11 protein-coding genes are annotated in these 15,586 nt (G+C 60.1%); 3 read left to right on the top strand and 8 right to left on the bottom strand.

What is annotated here, in order from left to right; all coding sequences use genetic code 11:
• Positions 1-1,071: 1,071 nt before the first annotated feature.
• From CRI94_RS04405 to CRI94_RS04385, 6 genes are all read right to left on the bottom strand, one after another.
• Positions 1,072-2,427: a protoporphyrinogen/coproporphyrinogen oxidase gene (locus CRI94_RS04405; protein WP_098074462.1), complete on the bottom strand. Its 1,356-nt coding sequence runs from the start codon at positions 2,425-2,427 to the stop codon at positions 1,072-1,074.
• Complete coding sequence (locus CRI94_RS04400) at positions 2,420-3,958, bottom strand: hypothetical protein (protein ID WP_143815298.1); 1,539 nt, start codon at positions 3,956-3,958, stop codon at positions 2,420-2,422. The genes CRI94_RS04405 and CRI94_RS04400 overlap by 8 nt, the downstream gene beginning before the upstream one ends.
• Before the next feature lie 483 nt (positions 3,959-4,441).
• Positions 4,442-5,767, bottom strand: a complete 1,326-nt coding sequence (locus CRI94_RS04395) for a DUF4856 domain-containing protein (RefSeq protein ID WP_179862159.1) — start codon at positions 5,765-5,767, stop codon at positions 4,442-4,444.
• A 110-nt stretch (positions 5,768-5,877) separates the two neighbouring features.
• Positions 5,878-8,445 (bottom strand): TonB-dependent receptor, encoded by a 2,568-nt coding sequence (locus tag CRI94_RS04390; protein WP_098074459.1) that lies wholly within the window; start codon positions 8,443-8,445, stop codon positions 5,878-5,880.
• Between the two features lie 91 nt (positions 8,446-8,536).
• Entirely contained in the window at positions 8,537-8,740 is a 204-nt protein-coding gene (locus CRI94_RS17455) for a hypothetical protein (RefSeq protein WP_143815297.1), read from the bottom strand.
• Positions 8,741-8,947: 207 nt separating this feature from the next.
• Positions 8,948-11,278 carry a PAS domain S-box protein gene (locus CRI94_RS04385; RefSeq protein WP_179862158.1) on the bottom strand — a complete coding sequence of 777 codons (2,331 nt, stop codon included), beginning with the start codon at positions 11,276-11,278 and terminating at the stop codon, positions 8,948-8,950.
• A gap of 488 nt (positions 11,279-11,766) precedes the next feature.
• Between CRI94_RS04385 and CRI94_RS04380 the strand changes: the two genes are divergently transcribed.
• Positions 11,767-12,282, top strand: a complete 516-nt coding sequence (locus tag CRI94_RS04380; protein WP_098074457.1) for a YybH family protein — start codon at positions 11,767-11,769, stop codon at positions 12,280-12,282.
• Between the two features lie 54 nt (positions 12,283-12,336).
• Here CRI94_RS04380 and CRI94_RS04375 read toward each other — a convergent pair whose 3' ends face one another.
• A complete protein-coding gene (locus tag CRI94_RS04375; protein WP_098074456.1) occupies positions 12,337-12,831 on the bottom strand; it encodes a 6-pyruvoyl trahydropterin synthase family protein in 495 nt (164 codons plus the stop codon).
• A gap of 246 nt (positions 12,832-13,077) precedes the next feature.
• Positions 13,078-13,668 carry a hypothetical protein gene (locus CRI94_RS17615; RefSeq protein WP_179862157.1) on the bottom strand — a complete coding sequence of 197 codons (591 nt, stop codon included), beginning with the start codon at positions 13,666-13,668 and terminating at the stop codon, positions 13,078-13,080.
• Between the two features lie 90 nt (positions 13,669-13,758).
• Here CRI94_RS17615 and CRI94_RS04365 point away from each other — a divergent pair, with 90 nt between their 5' ends.
• Both CRI94_RS04365 and CRI94_RS04360 read left to right on the top strand, forming a co-directional pair.
• Positions 13,759-14,931 (top strand): sensor histidine kinase, encoded by a 1,173-nt coding sequence (locus CRI94_RS04365; protein WP_179862156.1) that lies wholly within the window; start codon positions 13,759-13,761, stop codon positions 14,929-14,931.
• Positions 14,855-15,568 (top strand): LytR/AlgR family response regulator transcription factor, encoded by a 714-nt coding sequence (locus CRI94_RS04360; protein ID WP_179862155.1) that lies wholly within the window; start codon positions 14,855-14,857, stop codon positions 15,566-15,568. Before CRI94_RS04365 ends, CRI94_RS04360 begins: the two co-directional genes overlap by 77 nt.
• Positions 15,569-15,586 lie beyond the last annotated feature (18 nt).

The raw sequence follows: 15,586 nt of genomic DNA, 5'->3' as shown, positions 1-15,586 counted from the left end.
GCTTCGAGGCCTTCAGACAAGGAGAATTTCCCCTTCGATCGATCGCGCCAATCAGCAAGCCAGAGAGATAATGGGACGCTTCGGTTTCGGTCCACTCGTTCCGGCGATCTTCGCAAGGGCCGGAACGGCCCTCGGGCCCAGAGGCCGAAGCCAATCACAAGGGCCAAATTGGGAAACCGCCATGGGTAGCTTAGTAGTGCTGTTCCCCCGGCCTTGCGCAGTCCGGCGGTTCAGGTGGCGAAGTGAGCTAGTGCCAGTTGGTGTGATTTTTTTGCGTCTCGTTTTTTGATCATTCAAAAAAATGAGACAAAGCAAGAGCAAGGATCCGTTCTCAATCGGTGGTGCCGGTTTTTTGCTTGACCAAAAAACCGGCGAGACGAGCGAAGCGAGGGCCGAAGGTCATGCCTCTGGTACTCATGCAATAAAAAAAGTCAAGGCCGGGGAGACCTTCGCCTGACGTCCGCTCTGGCACCGCTGAAATGCTCCGAAGGGCCTGTAAGGTCATCCTATGGACTTGATCGCTCTTAAGCTGTGAACTCAGACCTGGAATTCGCTGCCGTGCGATCTTCAGACAAGGAGCATTTCCCACTGAACGTTTTCGCTAACCGGCATACCAACCAGCAATTGGACGCGGCGCGTCCGCTCCCGTCCGGGCAACGTGAGCAAAGCGAACTAGTGCCTGTTGTGCGGCGAACGCCTCCAAGGGCCGAAACGACCCACGGATTCACTGGCTGCGGACAGCCACAGCGGCCGGTATAGCAAAAGCGACATCGCTTTATCACTAGTGCTGTTCCCCCGGCCTTGCTCGGTTCGTCGTCTGGAGCGCAGAGTCGGAACCACGACCAGAACGAATCCCTGTCTGAGCGATCTGTGATCGCGAGTTTGGATTCGTTCCGTGGTGACGTCGGAGCGCTAGACGAAGCGTGCATAGTCGGGTCGCTTTTTTGCGTCTCGTTTTTTGGCGATTCAAAAAATGAGACGAACAGGGTCCGGAAAGCTCGCTTCATGGGCAAAAGGCGACTACTCCCTGCAGAAACGCACACCGCGTAAACGCGCAAACGTCCCAACGACCTAACGAGCCACTGCAGACCCCACAAGCTCACCCGCCAGTGCCTTCGCCTCCGCGTAGAGCTCATGAACGTGCGTGTAGGCGAACCCGGCGCTCCGCCCCAGCAGGTGGAGATTTTCGAATCGGTCGAGGTAGTCACGGATCTCGGCGGCGACATCGGCGGCGCCGACCTCCAGGATCGGGTACGCGAACGGCATCGCATGATGCTCACGGGCGACGACCTCGTCCCGGTGCGCGAGACCCTGCGTTTCCAACAGATCACAGGCAGCTTCGAACAGGGCATCGTCCGGCTGCGTCCATGCGTCATCGTCCGACTGGCACGGCCGTTCGAGCACGACGACGGTCTGATCGGCCGGCGCAGTGTCGGCGCTTCGGTTCTTGGGCTCGTAGAGGCGAGTAAACGGAACGGAGCGTTCGGGAAAGTATAGCGAGGCGTTCCGTGTGACATGCGGCCGGTCGAGGCCAAGCACGACCAGCCGGAGATTGCGAAAGCGAATCGAGTCGGCAAGCGCAAGCACCTCCTCCGGCGGTGCCGGATGAAGTTGGCGGAGAAGGATCGTGAGCGGTAAGGTGCTGACGACCGTCTCCACGTCGGCAATTTCTTCGCCATTCACTTCGACGTGCATGATGCGCCGGCCGTCGTGGACGAGCCGGGTGATGCGCGCTCCGGTCCGGATGTTCTCCCGTCCAGCCGCATCGGCCGTCGCGTCCGTGATCTGTCCGTAGCCGTACTTCGGGTAGTAGAACGAGCCGTCCAGGTGCCGCGCCTTCCCGATGCGTGAGCCGAAGGCTTCCAGAAAGAACGTCTTGAGGTCGAGCCCTTCGAGCCGATCGCCGGCGACGCGGGGCGACAGCTCACTCGAGTCGGTCCCCCACAGCTTCTCCGTGTAGTTCAGCAGAAAGAGATTCGCTAGTGTCGGGCCGTAGCTCTGCAGCGCCATCTCGTGGAAATGCTCCGCCCCGACGGAGACGCGCGGAATCGAGAACTGCTCGCGAGAGATCCGCCCGAGAAGCGACCACGGCAGCTTCCGCATCAGGTCGTACGGGGCGAGCGGGAAATCGATACGGCGGCCACGCCAGCAAATCTGACTCGGCGCGTCGACAAGTCGGAGGTCGTCGCCCAGGAGCGCTTTGACGTCGGCCGTGATCTCGGCGTCCTTATCGTGCCAGCGGTGGGCGCCGGTGTCGTAGCGAAACGGTCCCAGCCGCAATGTCCGCGCATTTCCCCCGACCTCGTTGTTCGCCTCATACAGCTGGACGTCCAGCCGTTCGCGACGGCCATACATACCCATCGCCAGTCCGGCCGGACCGCCGCCCAGAATCGTGATTCTCTGTTCGTCGGCAATATCCTTACTCATCGTTTGCATGCTGCGTGGCGTCGTGGGACCGGCGGTGCGATTCGTACATGCGCACCGTGATGTCCGACCACATTCGGTTGACGAAGGGGTTGTGATAGAAGGTACGGGTTCGACTCTCCGGTTGATCGACCAGTCCGGGATAGGTACCAACGACGATGCTTGCGCCGGAATCGGCTGTCATTGCACGCCGTACCGCCGCTGTGTCCACGACGGAAATGTACCGTGCGTCGATGTCTTGAGCATCCAGGTAGGTGTTCACGAGCGGGTCCGAAATCACGCGGAGCGGTCGGCCTGTCGCTTCTTCCCTCTCGACGAATGCTTTCACCTGGGCGATCGCGGTCGGCGACCGGTGCTGCCAGACGAGAACGAGCGATACCGCCGCGTAGGCGATTAACGTGAGCGATACTGCCGCCCGCGAGAGCCTCTGTTGGCGCGCAGCGTTCCAGAGGACCGTCGCCCCCATGCTGGTCAGCCAAAGAACCATCGGCAGCAGCGGCAAGATGTGGCGACTTTTGTGGATTACATTCTGGAAAAAGAAGACCCAGACCGCATACGCAAGCATCCCGGCCGCACCGACCCAGACGTCGGTTCGATGCCAGACGTTTTCTCGCAGAAGTTGCCGAAGACCGAGGGCACCTAAACCAAGAGCACCGGCACTTACAGCTAGCGTTAGTGGATGACGTCCCGGCCACCAGGCGCCAAGACCGTCGGCCCACACGCCCCGGACGAAGCGCACGATGCGGCGTCCCATGTCGCTCTCCGTCTGCACCGTGCCGCCAAACTCGGTGAAGTGACCCGTCGTCTGCGCACTAGCCACCTGGACAAGTTCACTCCATCCGGTGTCGATAATCATCGGGATGAGCCAGACCGCGACGCTCACGACACCCGCCAGAATGATCCGTCCGAGAGTAGCCATCTGCCGAGCCGCGAAAAGTCTCCAGAGAACCACCAGAACCGGTATCGAGAGAAGCGGCAGGTAGGAGAGTCGAAGTCCGGCAAGCCATCCTGTCAGGATCACGCCGAACAGAGCCAACCCCCGATTCACCCCGTCGTCGCTCGTTAATGACCTCAGCAGAAGCGCAAACGCGGCCATAGCACAGGCCGTCCCGAGCAGGTCGGGCATGTATCGGTTGCCCATCAGCCAGATCAGCGGATTAAACGCAACAATAGCGGCGACAATGGCTCCTTCGGTTGAGACCAGAGGTTTTTTCCACAGAAACAGTAGCGCCGCGATGATTCCCGCCGTTGCAAGGCCGCCGACGACCGAGAACGCCGTGCTGAACGAGCCGAGAACCACGTACAACGGCTTCACGACCGCCCAGAACACGGGATAGCCAGGAAAATGCGGCTGCATCGCCGCTACGTCGTACTCATTCGCCACACTTAACGCGAACCGGAGGCTGTCGGGGTCTTCGATGTAGGTTATCGTCGTGGCAACCCGGGTCAGCACGCAGACCCCCACCAGCAATAGCCACGCTATCCGGGGAGACAGCGCCTGGATTGCATTGGTTCGTGTTTGACGTGTGTACACCACAGGGGGTAGAACTGAACGTGGATTGTCGATTGTGGATGGTTGATTGGATGCGCCTCAACCGCGACAGTATCAACCGAACACTGGGAAAGTCAACGACCAGATTTTACTCGCTTTTTCCGGCCTTTTTCGGTGCGGCGTCTCGGAAGGCGGAGTAAAGTGCAGCGACGCCTCGCGAATCCCTGTCTGAGTGAGCACAGCGAACGAGTTTGGATTCGCGGTCGCGCAACGGCACGCAGCCTTCAGACGCAGCGCAAATAGCCGGAGGGCTTTTTCCGTCCCCCTTTTTGGCCCGTCAAAAAGGGGACACAAACGGAAAAACACGGAGAAACTCTCGGTTGGCAACTCGAATCGTGCGAGACATCTCAACCACTCAAGCCTCCAGAACCAGGACAGCCCTCCCCTGCCGGAGCAAGGGAGGGACCGTCGCGGGAATCAACATCATGCAGGACGGTTACGCTGTATTCGTCCCACATCGTCCAGCTACCAGTTGTTCATGTTGGCGTCCGGGAACTGGTAGGCACCTTTGATCAGGGCCTTGGCGTCGTTGATGTCCTGCACGACCTCCGCCTTGGTCTTGCCGTACGGAGGGGCGCCTCCGAGGATCTGGTGGAGCGACTCGAGCTCCGAGTCGGAAATCTTCTTGTCCGGATTGTACTGCAGCGCCCAGGCGAACGGCTTGGCTTCGCCCCAGTGCTCGTTGAACGACTCTGCTCCATCCGAGCCGAGTGCGGCGCGCGTCACGGTATCGCTATCGGAGAGACCGGCGACGTCGCTTTCCATCGCGTTCAGGTAGTGAACGACGTTCGAGGCAACCAGGTCGTCCCACGTCGAGCGTGCATCGGCAGCATGAGCGCGGATACTGTCGATCGACGCCTGATTGATGATGGCCGTCCGGCCTTCGCGGAAGGACTCGAACAGGTCAATGTGGAAGTTGATGCCGTTAACCGTGCCGCGGTCGACGGAGTAGTCGGCCCAGGTGAAGACGACTTCGCTCTCGAGGTCGATCTCACCGTCGCCATTGCGATCATCGGCCTTCGAAACCAGACCGTTAGCATCGTAGAAGACGCCGGACTCGCTGAAGTCGCGGGCAGCGCCGTAGTATCCGTAGGCTTCATCCCAGACGTGGCCCATTGTGGAGTACGGCTTCTGTCCGTCCTGCGTGTTCGGGGAGGCCTGCTGCGTCAGCACGTCCTCGAGGTACTTGGCCGTACCCTGCGAGTACGCGACCGCGCCGAGGAGCAGCTTGTTCACGATCTGTCCCATGTCGACGCCTTCTGCCGTCGTGTAGGCTTCCGGTGCCGTCTCGCCATCGGCGTAGTTCGTCGCGATAGAATCGAGGTATGCACGGATCACGACGTCAGCCGTGGCACCCGAGGAGAAGTTGGCGAGATCACCGACGCCAATGAGAGCCACGTCGGAGTACGAAGCCGTCGCTTTGCCCGAGAGGCTTTTTCCCGTTGCGATGTCCGGGTAGACGGACTGGGCCGGCGCCGGATCGGTCGAGAGCAAAATGTTCAGATTCTGCGCATCGTACTCGTAGCGGTTGAAGAGATCGTCCCGCGTCGGCGTGCCGGCGCGCTGATCCGTGAGGGCTTTGATGTCGGAGATCAGAAGGTTACGCGTCACCTGACCGGGATAAGCCACCGCACTCTCTCCTTCCACGAAGCGGCTCTGGAAGGTGTACGTGGCCGGAACCTCGATCTGGTCAGCGCCATCGTCGTCGCTCATCGAGCCGGTGCTGTCGCAACCGGTCAGGACGAGCCCCACGAGGAGGAGGGGGAGAAAGAGAAAAGAAAAGCGTCGCATGATAAACGGTTCTGAGTACAAAAGCAGTAAAGGAAAACGTGGATGGCGGTCGATGACCGCAGGCATGGAGCAGGCGTAATCGGACGTGCTGCGTGTCCGAAAAAGCAAGCTTAGAAGTCGTAGGTCACAGACAGATTTACCTGGCGACGCGCACCGGGAATGATACCCGTGCTCAGACTGGCGTCTCGCTGCCGCGGATTCGAGTGGATTCGGGAGCCGATGTAAACGTTGTCCGTCACATTCTTGGCCGTCAGCTGCAATCGGACGGCGTCGGTCGCGTCGTAGCGGATGCCGGCGTTGAAGATCGCATTCGACGGCACCGGTCCGCGTTCACCGTGACTCGGTGGCGCCCCGGACTGATTCACCGGCAGGTTCTCGAGATCGGTGAAATACATCCCGCGATATCGCATGTCGCCGTAGACCATCAGGCCGAGATCCTCGAGTGTTTTGGAAACCCGAACCGTTGCGGTGTGATTTGGCGCAGCCGGTAGCTGGTTGCCGCTGATGTCGACGAGGCCGGTCCCAAGCGCACGCGGAATGATGCCCTGGACGACCTCGGAATCGAGATAGGTGTAGGTGGCATCAACGCGGGGCATCCAGCCGACGTACGTGCCGAAGTCGAACGACGCCTGCGTTTCGACGCCGTAACTTTCCACCACACCCAGGTTCTGCTGAAAGCTCGTCCGGCCGCCGACGAGGTCTTCGACGTAGAGGTAAAATCCCGCCACCTCGAACTGGGCGGCGCCGGATCGACCGCGGAGGCCGAGTTCAGAATTCCAGCTCTTCTCTGCCCGGAGGTCGAACCCGTCGTCATCGCCGGGAAGCGCACTCGGGTCTTCGAATCCGACGATCTGAAAGGTCGCACTCGAGGGCGGCGTGTATCCGCGATGAATGCCACCGAAGAGCCAGAGACGGCTGTTCTGGAAGCCACTCCCAAGATCGTAGTTACCCAGGTCGAGGTTGAAGCCAAAGCTCGGGAGCGGCACGACGCTTGTCTTGTCGTCGTAGGTCGAGCCGGCGAGCCGGTTGATGCGCGACTGCTCGAACACCTCGAGGCGAAAGCCCGGTGTCATGCGCAGACGGCCCCACTGAATTTCCTCCTGACCGTACAGCGCGAGCGCCGTGGTCTCGTAGGTCGAGCTACCACCGACGATCTCGATTGAATCCAGATTGGACGGGTCTCCGCGGAAGTACACGCCCTCCTTCTTGCCGACCTCATCGCTGATCTTCCGGTCGTCACGGAACCGTTCCCAGTGCACACGTCCGCCAATTTCGAGGTTGGACGGCTGACCGAAGACCCCGTGATCGATCTCGAACGTTTGCTCCACGCCGCCCACGTAGAAGCGACGTTCGTTTCCGTAGTACGGCCCCGTCAGGTCGCCTTCGACGGCGTCACTGATCCCGACGCGAATGAGTGGACCCGGCGTGGACGGCGCAACGGGCTCGGCGTCAATGTTGGGGTTCTCGTACTCGTCCGCCCGAACGAACACATCCTTTTCCCGCCACCACGGGCGGTCGAGCACGTTGGCGTAAACCGTTGTCGATGCCTCGACCCGATCGCTGAACCGACGTTCGTAGATCGCTCCCAGCGACGCGCGGAAGATGCGATACTGATCGTCGTCCTTCGGATTAAAGTCAGGATCGGTCGCCAGCGTGTAGGGCGTGACACCCGTGTACGTGGCGTTCATCCGCTCGTAGTCGACGTTCGCCTTGACGTAGATCGAACGCGCCGACCCGATCGTAGCCTGAAGCTTGGCGGTCCCGTTGAACTGAATGAAGTCGTTGTTTTCCCGAAAACCATCGCCCCGCTTGAAAATCATCTGCACCTGCGGACGGACATCCGGCGTGCCGAACCCACCGAATTCGCTAAAGACGCTCGCATACCGGTTCGTGCCTCCGGTGACCTTAATCCTCCCTCCCGGCGTGATGCGGCGCGGGCGACTCGTCACGTAGTTGATCACGCCCGCCATCGTCTGCGGACCGTGGCGAACCGACGACGCCCCCTTGATCACCTCCACGTTGCGGATGCGATCGATCGGCGGGTTGTAGTAGAGCGGCGAAAAGACGTACGGAGCCGGCTGAATGGGAATACCATCTTCCATCACCAGTACGCGCTGCGTGCGTCGCGGCTGGAGCCCGCGAAGCCCGACGGACATCCGCGTCTGCCCCATGCCGTCGTCCGACAGGCCGTAGACACCCGGCACGTACGACAGCGCCTCCTGCATCCCGATCGGATCGATCCGCTGGATCTCCGCCGCATCCACCGTTGTCATCGCTCCCGTTAGCGCCGTTCGCGCCTCCTCGTTCGACCCGGTGATCTCAACACCGGCAAGGGCAACCGTCGATCGCTTCAGAGCGACAGACAGGGTTGCGACCTCTCCGGCACTCACGTCCACCGTACGCGTCTCGGTAATGTATCCGACGAATCGAACCTGAACCGTGACCGAGCCAGGCCGAACCTTTGTGAGTTCGAAGCGCCCGTCGCGGTCCGTCGTCGTGCCGCGCGTCCGGTTCGCCCCCTTGATCCCGACCGTCGCCCCCACAAGTGGATCGTCGTCGCTTTCCGCAACGATGCGACCCTCAATTCTCCCGAATGAGGCGTCCTGGGCTAACGCGGGTCCGTTATTTAAACTAAGTAAAAATACGGCGGCCAAAAGAAGCCGGCTGCAATCGAGCATGAGGCAAAAATCAGCTTAGTGAAACGACATCCGGAGGACACAACCCCGTTCGTCTTGCGGGCGACAGGGTTGGCTCGAGATTGAAGAGACGTTAGAACTGCTCCGGATTTGGAGACGTCTGGGCGGTATCACCCGGCGCAAACTGCTTAATCACACCGTAACTTCCTCCGCCATCGTCGGATGGACCTTCGGGTCCCAGAATGGGATCATCCGCACACCCGGTAGCGATGACCATCACGAAAAAGATGATGACCCCGGCAATAGTGGAAATCGAACGTCGAAGCAAAGGAGACACGGCGATAGCGGGCTTGTCTATTTGGACTGGTTCTATATAAGAGGATCTCGGAATCCAGTCAAGCGCTCATCGCATCTGAGTGTGAAGAAGATCGCAAAGACGTTGCGACCTGAGCGACGTTACGAGAAACGAGCAATTTGCCCGTCGAAATGCGTGCTCCAATACCGGTGAATCCGATGTCTGTAGCCCGGAGCATCGTCGCCGTTGCTACGCGCGCGGGATCCGCAACGTGACGGTCGTTCCAACGCCTTTCTCAGATTCCAGCGTCACACAACCGCCCAGGAGATCGGCGTAATGCCTCACCAGGGCAAGGCCGAGTCCACTTCCCTCGTGTGTCCGCGAGTTGCCGGTGGACTCCTGCTCGAACGCCTCGAAGGCTTTCTCTGCAAACACCGGAGACATCCCGACCCCGGTGTCTTCTACCGCGATGAACACCGTACTGCGATCGGCGGAATCTTCCTCCGAGGGCGTTTCCGCCCAGGTGCGTATCGATACGGACCCGCCTTCATCCGTGAACTTGATGGCATTCCCGACGAGGTTTACCAGGATGCGGTACAGGATATCCGGATCGGTTTTGAGATCACCGGACAGGCCTTCCGTTTTGATCCGGATGCCCTGCGCCTCTGCAAGGGGTCGGAGTTCTTCGAGGACGGCCCGCACTTCATCGTCGACGCAAACCGGTTTCTTTGCGGCTGCAACGGCACCGGCCCGGAGCTGAGAAAGATCAAGGAGATCGTTCATGGTCCGCAGCAAGCGATCACCACTCTCGCGAATAAGGTCAGCGAAGCGATCGAACGGATTCTTCAGATCGGCGGAGCTCAGCACTTCCGCAAAGCCGATAATCGACGTGAGGGGGGTCCGGATTTCGTGACTTACGTTGGCAAGCATAGCAGATTTTAACCGGCTCGCTTCTTCTGCTTTCTGCTTCGCCTTCAGCAGCCTGTTTTCCCACTCATGCGCCTCCGTCACGTCGCGAATGTTGGCGAGCACGCGTATCTCTTCACTCGTCGTCTGAATCTGGCGCCCGCGAATAGCGAGATACCGAAGGGATCCGTCGCGGTGACGATACTGACCACTGACATCGATCGTCATTTCGGGATCAGCGAGCGCATTCCGGAACTGCTCCTTAAACTCCCCGACATCTTCCTCGTGCACGCGATCGAACGCATAGACACCAATCAACTCTTCCCGGGGGAACCCGGTTACGCGCTGGGCGGAGGGAGATAGATACTCGAACTCTCCCTCCTCATTCAGGGTCACGATCACGTCCACGGCCTGCTCGGCCACGGCGCGGAATCGTTCTTCGCTCATCCGCAGCGCCCGCTCGGCCTCCCACTGCGATGTGATATCCTTAATGGCGAAAACCGCCCCGGTCGGCTCTCCCTCACGCTCGGCGGCTCCAGAGCACAGAACTTTGCCGTCCTTCGAAAACGAGATGTCATCATTCGCAAAGAGAGGAGCCCCGCTCACAGAAAGAATCCGCCGGGATTTATCGGGCCAGGCAATCTTCATCTCGGCATTATGCAGCGGTTCCGCGGTCGACATCACCCGAGTGAAGGGCAACTCCTTCTCGCCCATCGGAGTGCCATCCGGATGCGTGATGTCCCATTCCATGTCGTTGTATCGACAGCCCTCGACATCACGAGGCGGAAGCCCCAACACCTCCTCCGCACGTTTGCTCGCTTCAATGATCTCTCCCGCACGATCCAAGACCACGATCGGAGCGGGACTCGCCTCACAGATGCGCGCGAGCAGATTGCGCTCCCGCCGCAGGGCCCGCTGAATCTGATACCGCTCCGTGATGTCCATATGCGTCCCGGCCATCCGGCGAGGCGTTCCGTCCAGGTTCCACTCGAGAATGCGACCGCGATCCAGAATCCAGCGCCAGGAACCGTCCCGGTGCCGCATGCGGATCACGAGATCGATCTTCTCTTTTTCCCTTCGGACGCACGCATCGATGGCCTCCCGGACACGGTCGACATCCTCCGGGTGCACATGCTGAAAAAAGAAGTCGGCACGATGCTCGATTTCGCCGAGATCATAGCCGATGATTTCAGCCCAGCGCTCGTCGTACATGCAGCTCTCGGTTTCAAAGCCGTACTCCCAGGTGCCGAGATCCGCGCCGGCGAGTGCCATCTGGAGCCGCGCCTGCTTCTGCTTCAGGTCCTGCGTTTCAATCGAGGAGCGCATTGTCACGTACACGGCAACGCTCGACCCGGCCGGATACAACCGCGTGGGAACGGGCTGCTCGTGATGTGGAACGGTCAGGTTGAGGCACACCGGCCTATGGGTCCGAGCCTGTGACAGCGCTGCCTGAAAGGGTGCGGAGCGGAAAACAGGGACCGATTCGACCGGTGTGCCAACCAAGTCATCAACGGAGCTCCCGAAAAACTGAGCCGCTTCGGGCTGGAGATCCTGAAATCGCCCTTCCTCGTCGATGATAAAAATGGCTTCTCCCCCCGAGCCGCTGACGGATCGACAAGGCCGCGGTAGCGACCACTCAGACAGAACGTCATCCACCGTACCGGAATCATGCATCCCCGTCGTTACCTTTGCACTGATTCGATGTCTACTCATCCTCCACCAACAAACTTCTGGGAATGCCGCCTTTCCGATGCAGCCGCTTTTCTGCTGGCAACGCCCTCCATCGGACTCAAAACAGCCAATTTCTCGGCTGTGCCATTGCATCACCGAATCGAATCTAGCTTCTTCTCAATGTCGATGACTGCCCGCGCATATGCTTGCCCGAAGCGAAGAATAGATGGTACCTGTTAGCGGTGAGTGAGCCGCTGACTACCGGGCGAAGCGACAGATAGAATGCGTGAAGAAGTTGTTACCCACTCAGACGAACAAAGAGTGCGCCGATTCGGCGTCCGCCATCGGAGAGGCGACTCTTACGCGCGGAGTCTTTAAATTCCGGACAGTTAGACCTGAACCACACCGGGCAGGGACGGGCTGCACGATCCATGTGATTTCGGTGGACGCCGTGCCACCGGTAGATTTTCTCAACACGACGCGTTTTCACCATGACAGTACCTCGGGACGATTCCCACCCCAAAATCGGTTATGGTCCGGCGAACGAACCCGGTCGTATCGCAGAGCTCTGGGTCGAGGCGTGGAATCGGCACGACGCCGACGAGATCGCCGGACTCTTCGCCGATGACGCGGAGTTTGTCAACGTCACGGGGCTCTGGTGGCACTCCCGAGAGGACATTCGCCGCGCTCATGCCTACGGCTTCGACCGGATCTTTGGCGACTCGACCATCACCCTTTTGGAAACCTCGACGAGGTGGCTGTGCGGGGACGAGGCTGCAGAGGGGCACGCCGTGGCGCTGATTCATGCACGAATGAAGCTCCGTGGTCAGACGGCCACGGGTGACACCGAATCGCCGGGCATCCGCCGAAACCTCTTTTCCTTCGTCGTCCGCCGAACCGGAGCCAGATGGATGTGCGTCTCTGCCCACAACACGGACATCGTGCCCGGTTCAGAAACGAATGTCGTGGACTCCGACGGACGGCTCCAATCGGTGAGTTATCGCTGACGCCGACGGAGAGCGTGACTTATGGCTGCCCGTTCCCGAACACCACCGGGCCCGCTATCGCATCGCCGCCAGCACTTCTTCTGCAGAAGCGGGATCGGAACGCCCCTCCGGTACCTCCCGCTCTACTTCTGCGTAGCACGTCTCCGTTTCCCAGACCTGCACGCGGATCGTGTGGACACCGTGCGTACGCAAGACCGACGCGCCGTCGTCGCGGACGCTTTCCGCCACGTGCCGTGCAATGTTTTCGGCCGTAGAATCGTACGGCATGACGTACACTTTGGACTCCAGCGCCTCGATCGCCTCGCGCAGCTCCGTATCCGACGCGTTGACGATGGTCGCGTGATCCATCGCATCGACGAGTGGCTTGACGATCCGCTTCACGTGCTTGAAGTCGATCAACATCGCGCTCCCGCCCGGCGTGTTCTCGGTCGGCTCTCCTTCCAGTTCGACCATCATGCGATACGAATGGCCATGCATGAAGCGGCACGATCCCTCGTGCCAGGGCAAACGGTGAGCGGCCTCCCAGCGGAAACGTTTGGAGACTTTCATGTCGGTGGAATACGATGCGTCGAGATGATAGGCGGATCAGGTATTTTACCCACCAGCGGCTGCATTGTCTCATTCCGAAGCATGAAGGTCAGACGGATCATTGGCTGAGTCCCGGCAAACGCCCTGACCTCACGCGTAAAGAATACATTGCCCCTGCCGGCGAGGATGCCAACGGATCCGATTGACACCCTCAACCTCGGGGCCTCGCGCCGGAGTCCGACCCGGCCCGGCGCGTCTCCAACAAATCTACCGCGAGAACGACCGCGCGGCCAATCGCAGCAGCACCGCGATGGCAAAAATGCCGATCCCCATCGCCGGTCCGATCATAGAGAGCTTCAGTCCGCCGGCCACGAGCGCGGGGGATACCGCTCCCACCCGTTCGATCGCGCCCATCATCTGATACAGGCTGATGGCCTGGCTGAAGAGCCCGAACACAAAGGCGAAGAGTCCAATCTGAAAGGTGAGTTCTCCATACCACTGGGCGGATTCTCCATTGTGCACAAAGGCCATAATCGCTGCTCCCACCACCGCGAGGGCTGCGATGACGAGCGGAACGGTGAACGTGAGATTTCCCTGGACGAGAAGCTCAAACATGGGTCGTTGACGGCTAACTAATTGGATGTCGATCGTTGCGACCGTAGAGTCGGGATTCGCGAGCACAAAAATGAGACATTTCGACGGGTGGCTGCCACTCAACGACCGATTCGGCAATGATCGATGGATCGCCTGCTCGTGTAGACGGATGCCGATCACCATCGCGTGATGCCCACTCACCGACGCATCGGTGCGAGTCGTCGACGAGATGATGTAACTCAACGAATCCGTGTCCCGAGACACGCCTTGCCTGCAATACCTGCGACGGCTTTCTTGTTTGCTCCTGGCACTTCCCCTCCATGCGCCGTTCCGGCCTTTTCAACCGCCATTATCATGTCGCGCCGCTTCCTCGACCGACGTCCCAATGCCGCCTCGTCCCGGGAGAAGAATCGGACGCTTATCGCAGTCCACGCGGGTTTCTGGGTCGCCGTCTTCGGGTTCTTCGTGTTCTACTTCGGGCGCGGCGACGGAAGTTTCAGACAAAGCCTCATCTTCGTGACGCTGTTGCTGCCCGTCACGATGGCGACGACTTACACGGTGACGTACGTGCTCATTCCCCGCTTCCTTCTTCAGCGGCGGTTCGGAAAATTCGCGATCTACGGCCTGTACACGCTGGTCGGTTCGGTCTATCTCGAACTCCTGGTCGTTCTCGCGGCTTACATCTTTCTCGCGCAGTACGAGATCGAGGCGATGAACCCGGCCACGCTCGACATCGTCGGGCTCATCGTGGGAACGTACGTCGTCGTCTTTCTTGCTGTATCCGCGAATCTTGGTCTCCGCTGGCACCGGCTCCGCGAACGCAACCTGCAGGCCGAACTCACGCTACGTCAGGCGGAACTGGATCGGCTAAAAACGCAGATTCGCCCGCACGTTCTGTTCAACACGCTGAACAATCTGTACGGGCTAGTCCTTGAGCAATCGGAGAAGGCGCCCGATGTCGTCCTCCAGCTGGCGGACCTGCTGGAATACATGCTCTACCGCGCCGATGATACGTTCGTCCCGTTGAACGCCGAAATCGAACATATTCGGACGTACCTCGACATCGAGCGGCTGCGCGTCGAGGAGCGTGTGAGCATCACCTTCGATGTCGACCCTGTGCCCACGGGCGCTCGCATCGCACCGCTGCTCCTGATTCCCCTCGTGGAGAACGCCTTCAAACACGGCGTCCGCCGCCGGTCAGGCGCCTCCTGGGTTCGGCTGAACCTGCGCGTACGGGAGGAGCAGATGTTCTTTTCCGTAGAGAATAGCCGGCTGCCCGACGACGATGACGAGCAGGATCCGTCCATCTCCGGAATCGGACTACCCAATCTCCGAAAACGACTCCAGTTGCTCTACCCGTCGGCTCACGACCTCGACCTCACGAGGGACGAAACGACATTCACCGCCCGGCTCGCGCTCCCTCTTCACCCGCCCGCTCCACAGGCCTCCCATGATTCGAACCCTGATCGTCGACGACGAACCCATCGCCATCTCGGTCCTGCAGAACCATCTGGAGCACCTGAATGATGTCGACGTCGTTGCCACGGCATCGTCCGCGCTGGATGCTCTCGAGATCGTGCGGGAAGGCGACATCGACCTTGTGTTTCTCGACATCGAGATGCCCGGCCTCTCGGGAATGGACTTCGTGGACACCCTCTCCGACCCGCCCGAAGTCATCTTTGCAACCGCTCATCGCGATTACGCCGTGGAGGGATTCGAGGTCGACGCGGTCGATTTTCTCGTCAAACCGATCCGACTACCGAGACTGATCAAGGCCATCGAAAAGTACCGGCGCCGCACCGGCACGTCATCCGACCTGGACACGGCCCGGCTCCCCGAACGCGGACCGACGCTCAACATCCGCGTCGATCGCCAGACTGTCCGCGTGGACATTTCGGCGATCCGCTTCGTCGAAAGCCTCAGCGACTACGTCACCGTGCGCACGATTGATGACTCCCACATCACAAAAATGACGATGTCAGATGTCGAAGATGCGCTGACACCGCACGGCTTTGCGCGCGTCCATCGGTCGTACGTGGTGAATCTTCGACGCGTCGACGCCTTCACGCCCCGCGAACTGGAGGTCGGGAACAAGACGATTCCGGTGAGCCGAACGTATCGGACCGACGTAATGGAGCGCCTCGAGTCTTCGGATCGGCGATAGGAAAAGCTGAAAACGGGT

It is taken from the genome of Longibacter salinarum (assembly GCF_002554795.1).
GTDB lineage: Bacteria > Bacteroidota > Rhodothermia > Rhodothermales > Salinibacteraceae > Longibacter > Longibacter salinarum.
The sequence above is the reverse complement of the archived record's forward strand: the minus strand, read 5'-3'. Positions and strand labels throughout refer to the sequence as shown.

Bases quoted from the DNA above. Each gene is read 5' to 3' on its own strand.
- CRI94_RS04405 (WP_098074462.1), bottom strand. From the start codon at position 2,427: ATGAGTAAGGATATTGCCGACGAACAGAGAATCACGATTCTGGGCGGC.
- CRI94_RS04365 (WP_179862156.1), top strand. From the start codon at position 13,759: ATGTCGCGCCGCTTCCTCGACCGACGTCCCAATGCCGCCTCGTCCCGG.
- CRI94_RS04395 (WP_179862159.1), bottom strand. From the start codon at position 5,767: ATGCGACGCTTTTCTTTTCTCTTTCTCCCCCTCCTCCTCGTGGGGCTC.
- CRI94_RS04390 (WP_098074459.1), bottom strand. From the start codon at position 8,445: ATGCTCGATTGCAGCCGGCTTCTTTTGGCCGCCGTATTTTTACTTAGT.
- CRI94_RS04385 (WP_179862158.1), bottom strand. From the start codon at position 11,278: ATGCATGATTCCGGTACGGTGGATGACGTTCTGTCTGAGTGGTCGCTA.
- CRI94_RS04380 (WP_098074457.1), top strand. From the start codon at position 11,767: ATGACAGTACCTCGGGACGATTCCCACCCCAAAATCGGTTATGGTCCG.
- CRI94_RS04360 (WP_179862155.1), top strand. From the start codon at position 14,855: ATGATTCGAACCCTGATCGTCGACGACGAACCCATCGCCATCTCGGTC.
- CRI94_RS04375 (WP_098074456.1), bottom strand. From the start codon at position 12,831: ATGAAAGTCTCCAAACGTTTCCGCTGGGAGGCCGCTCACCGTTTGCCC.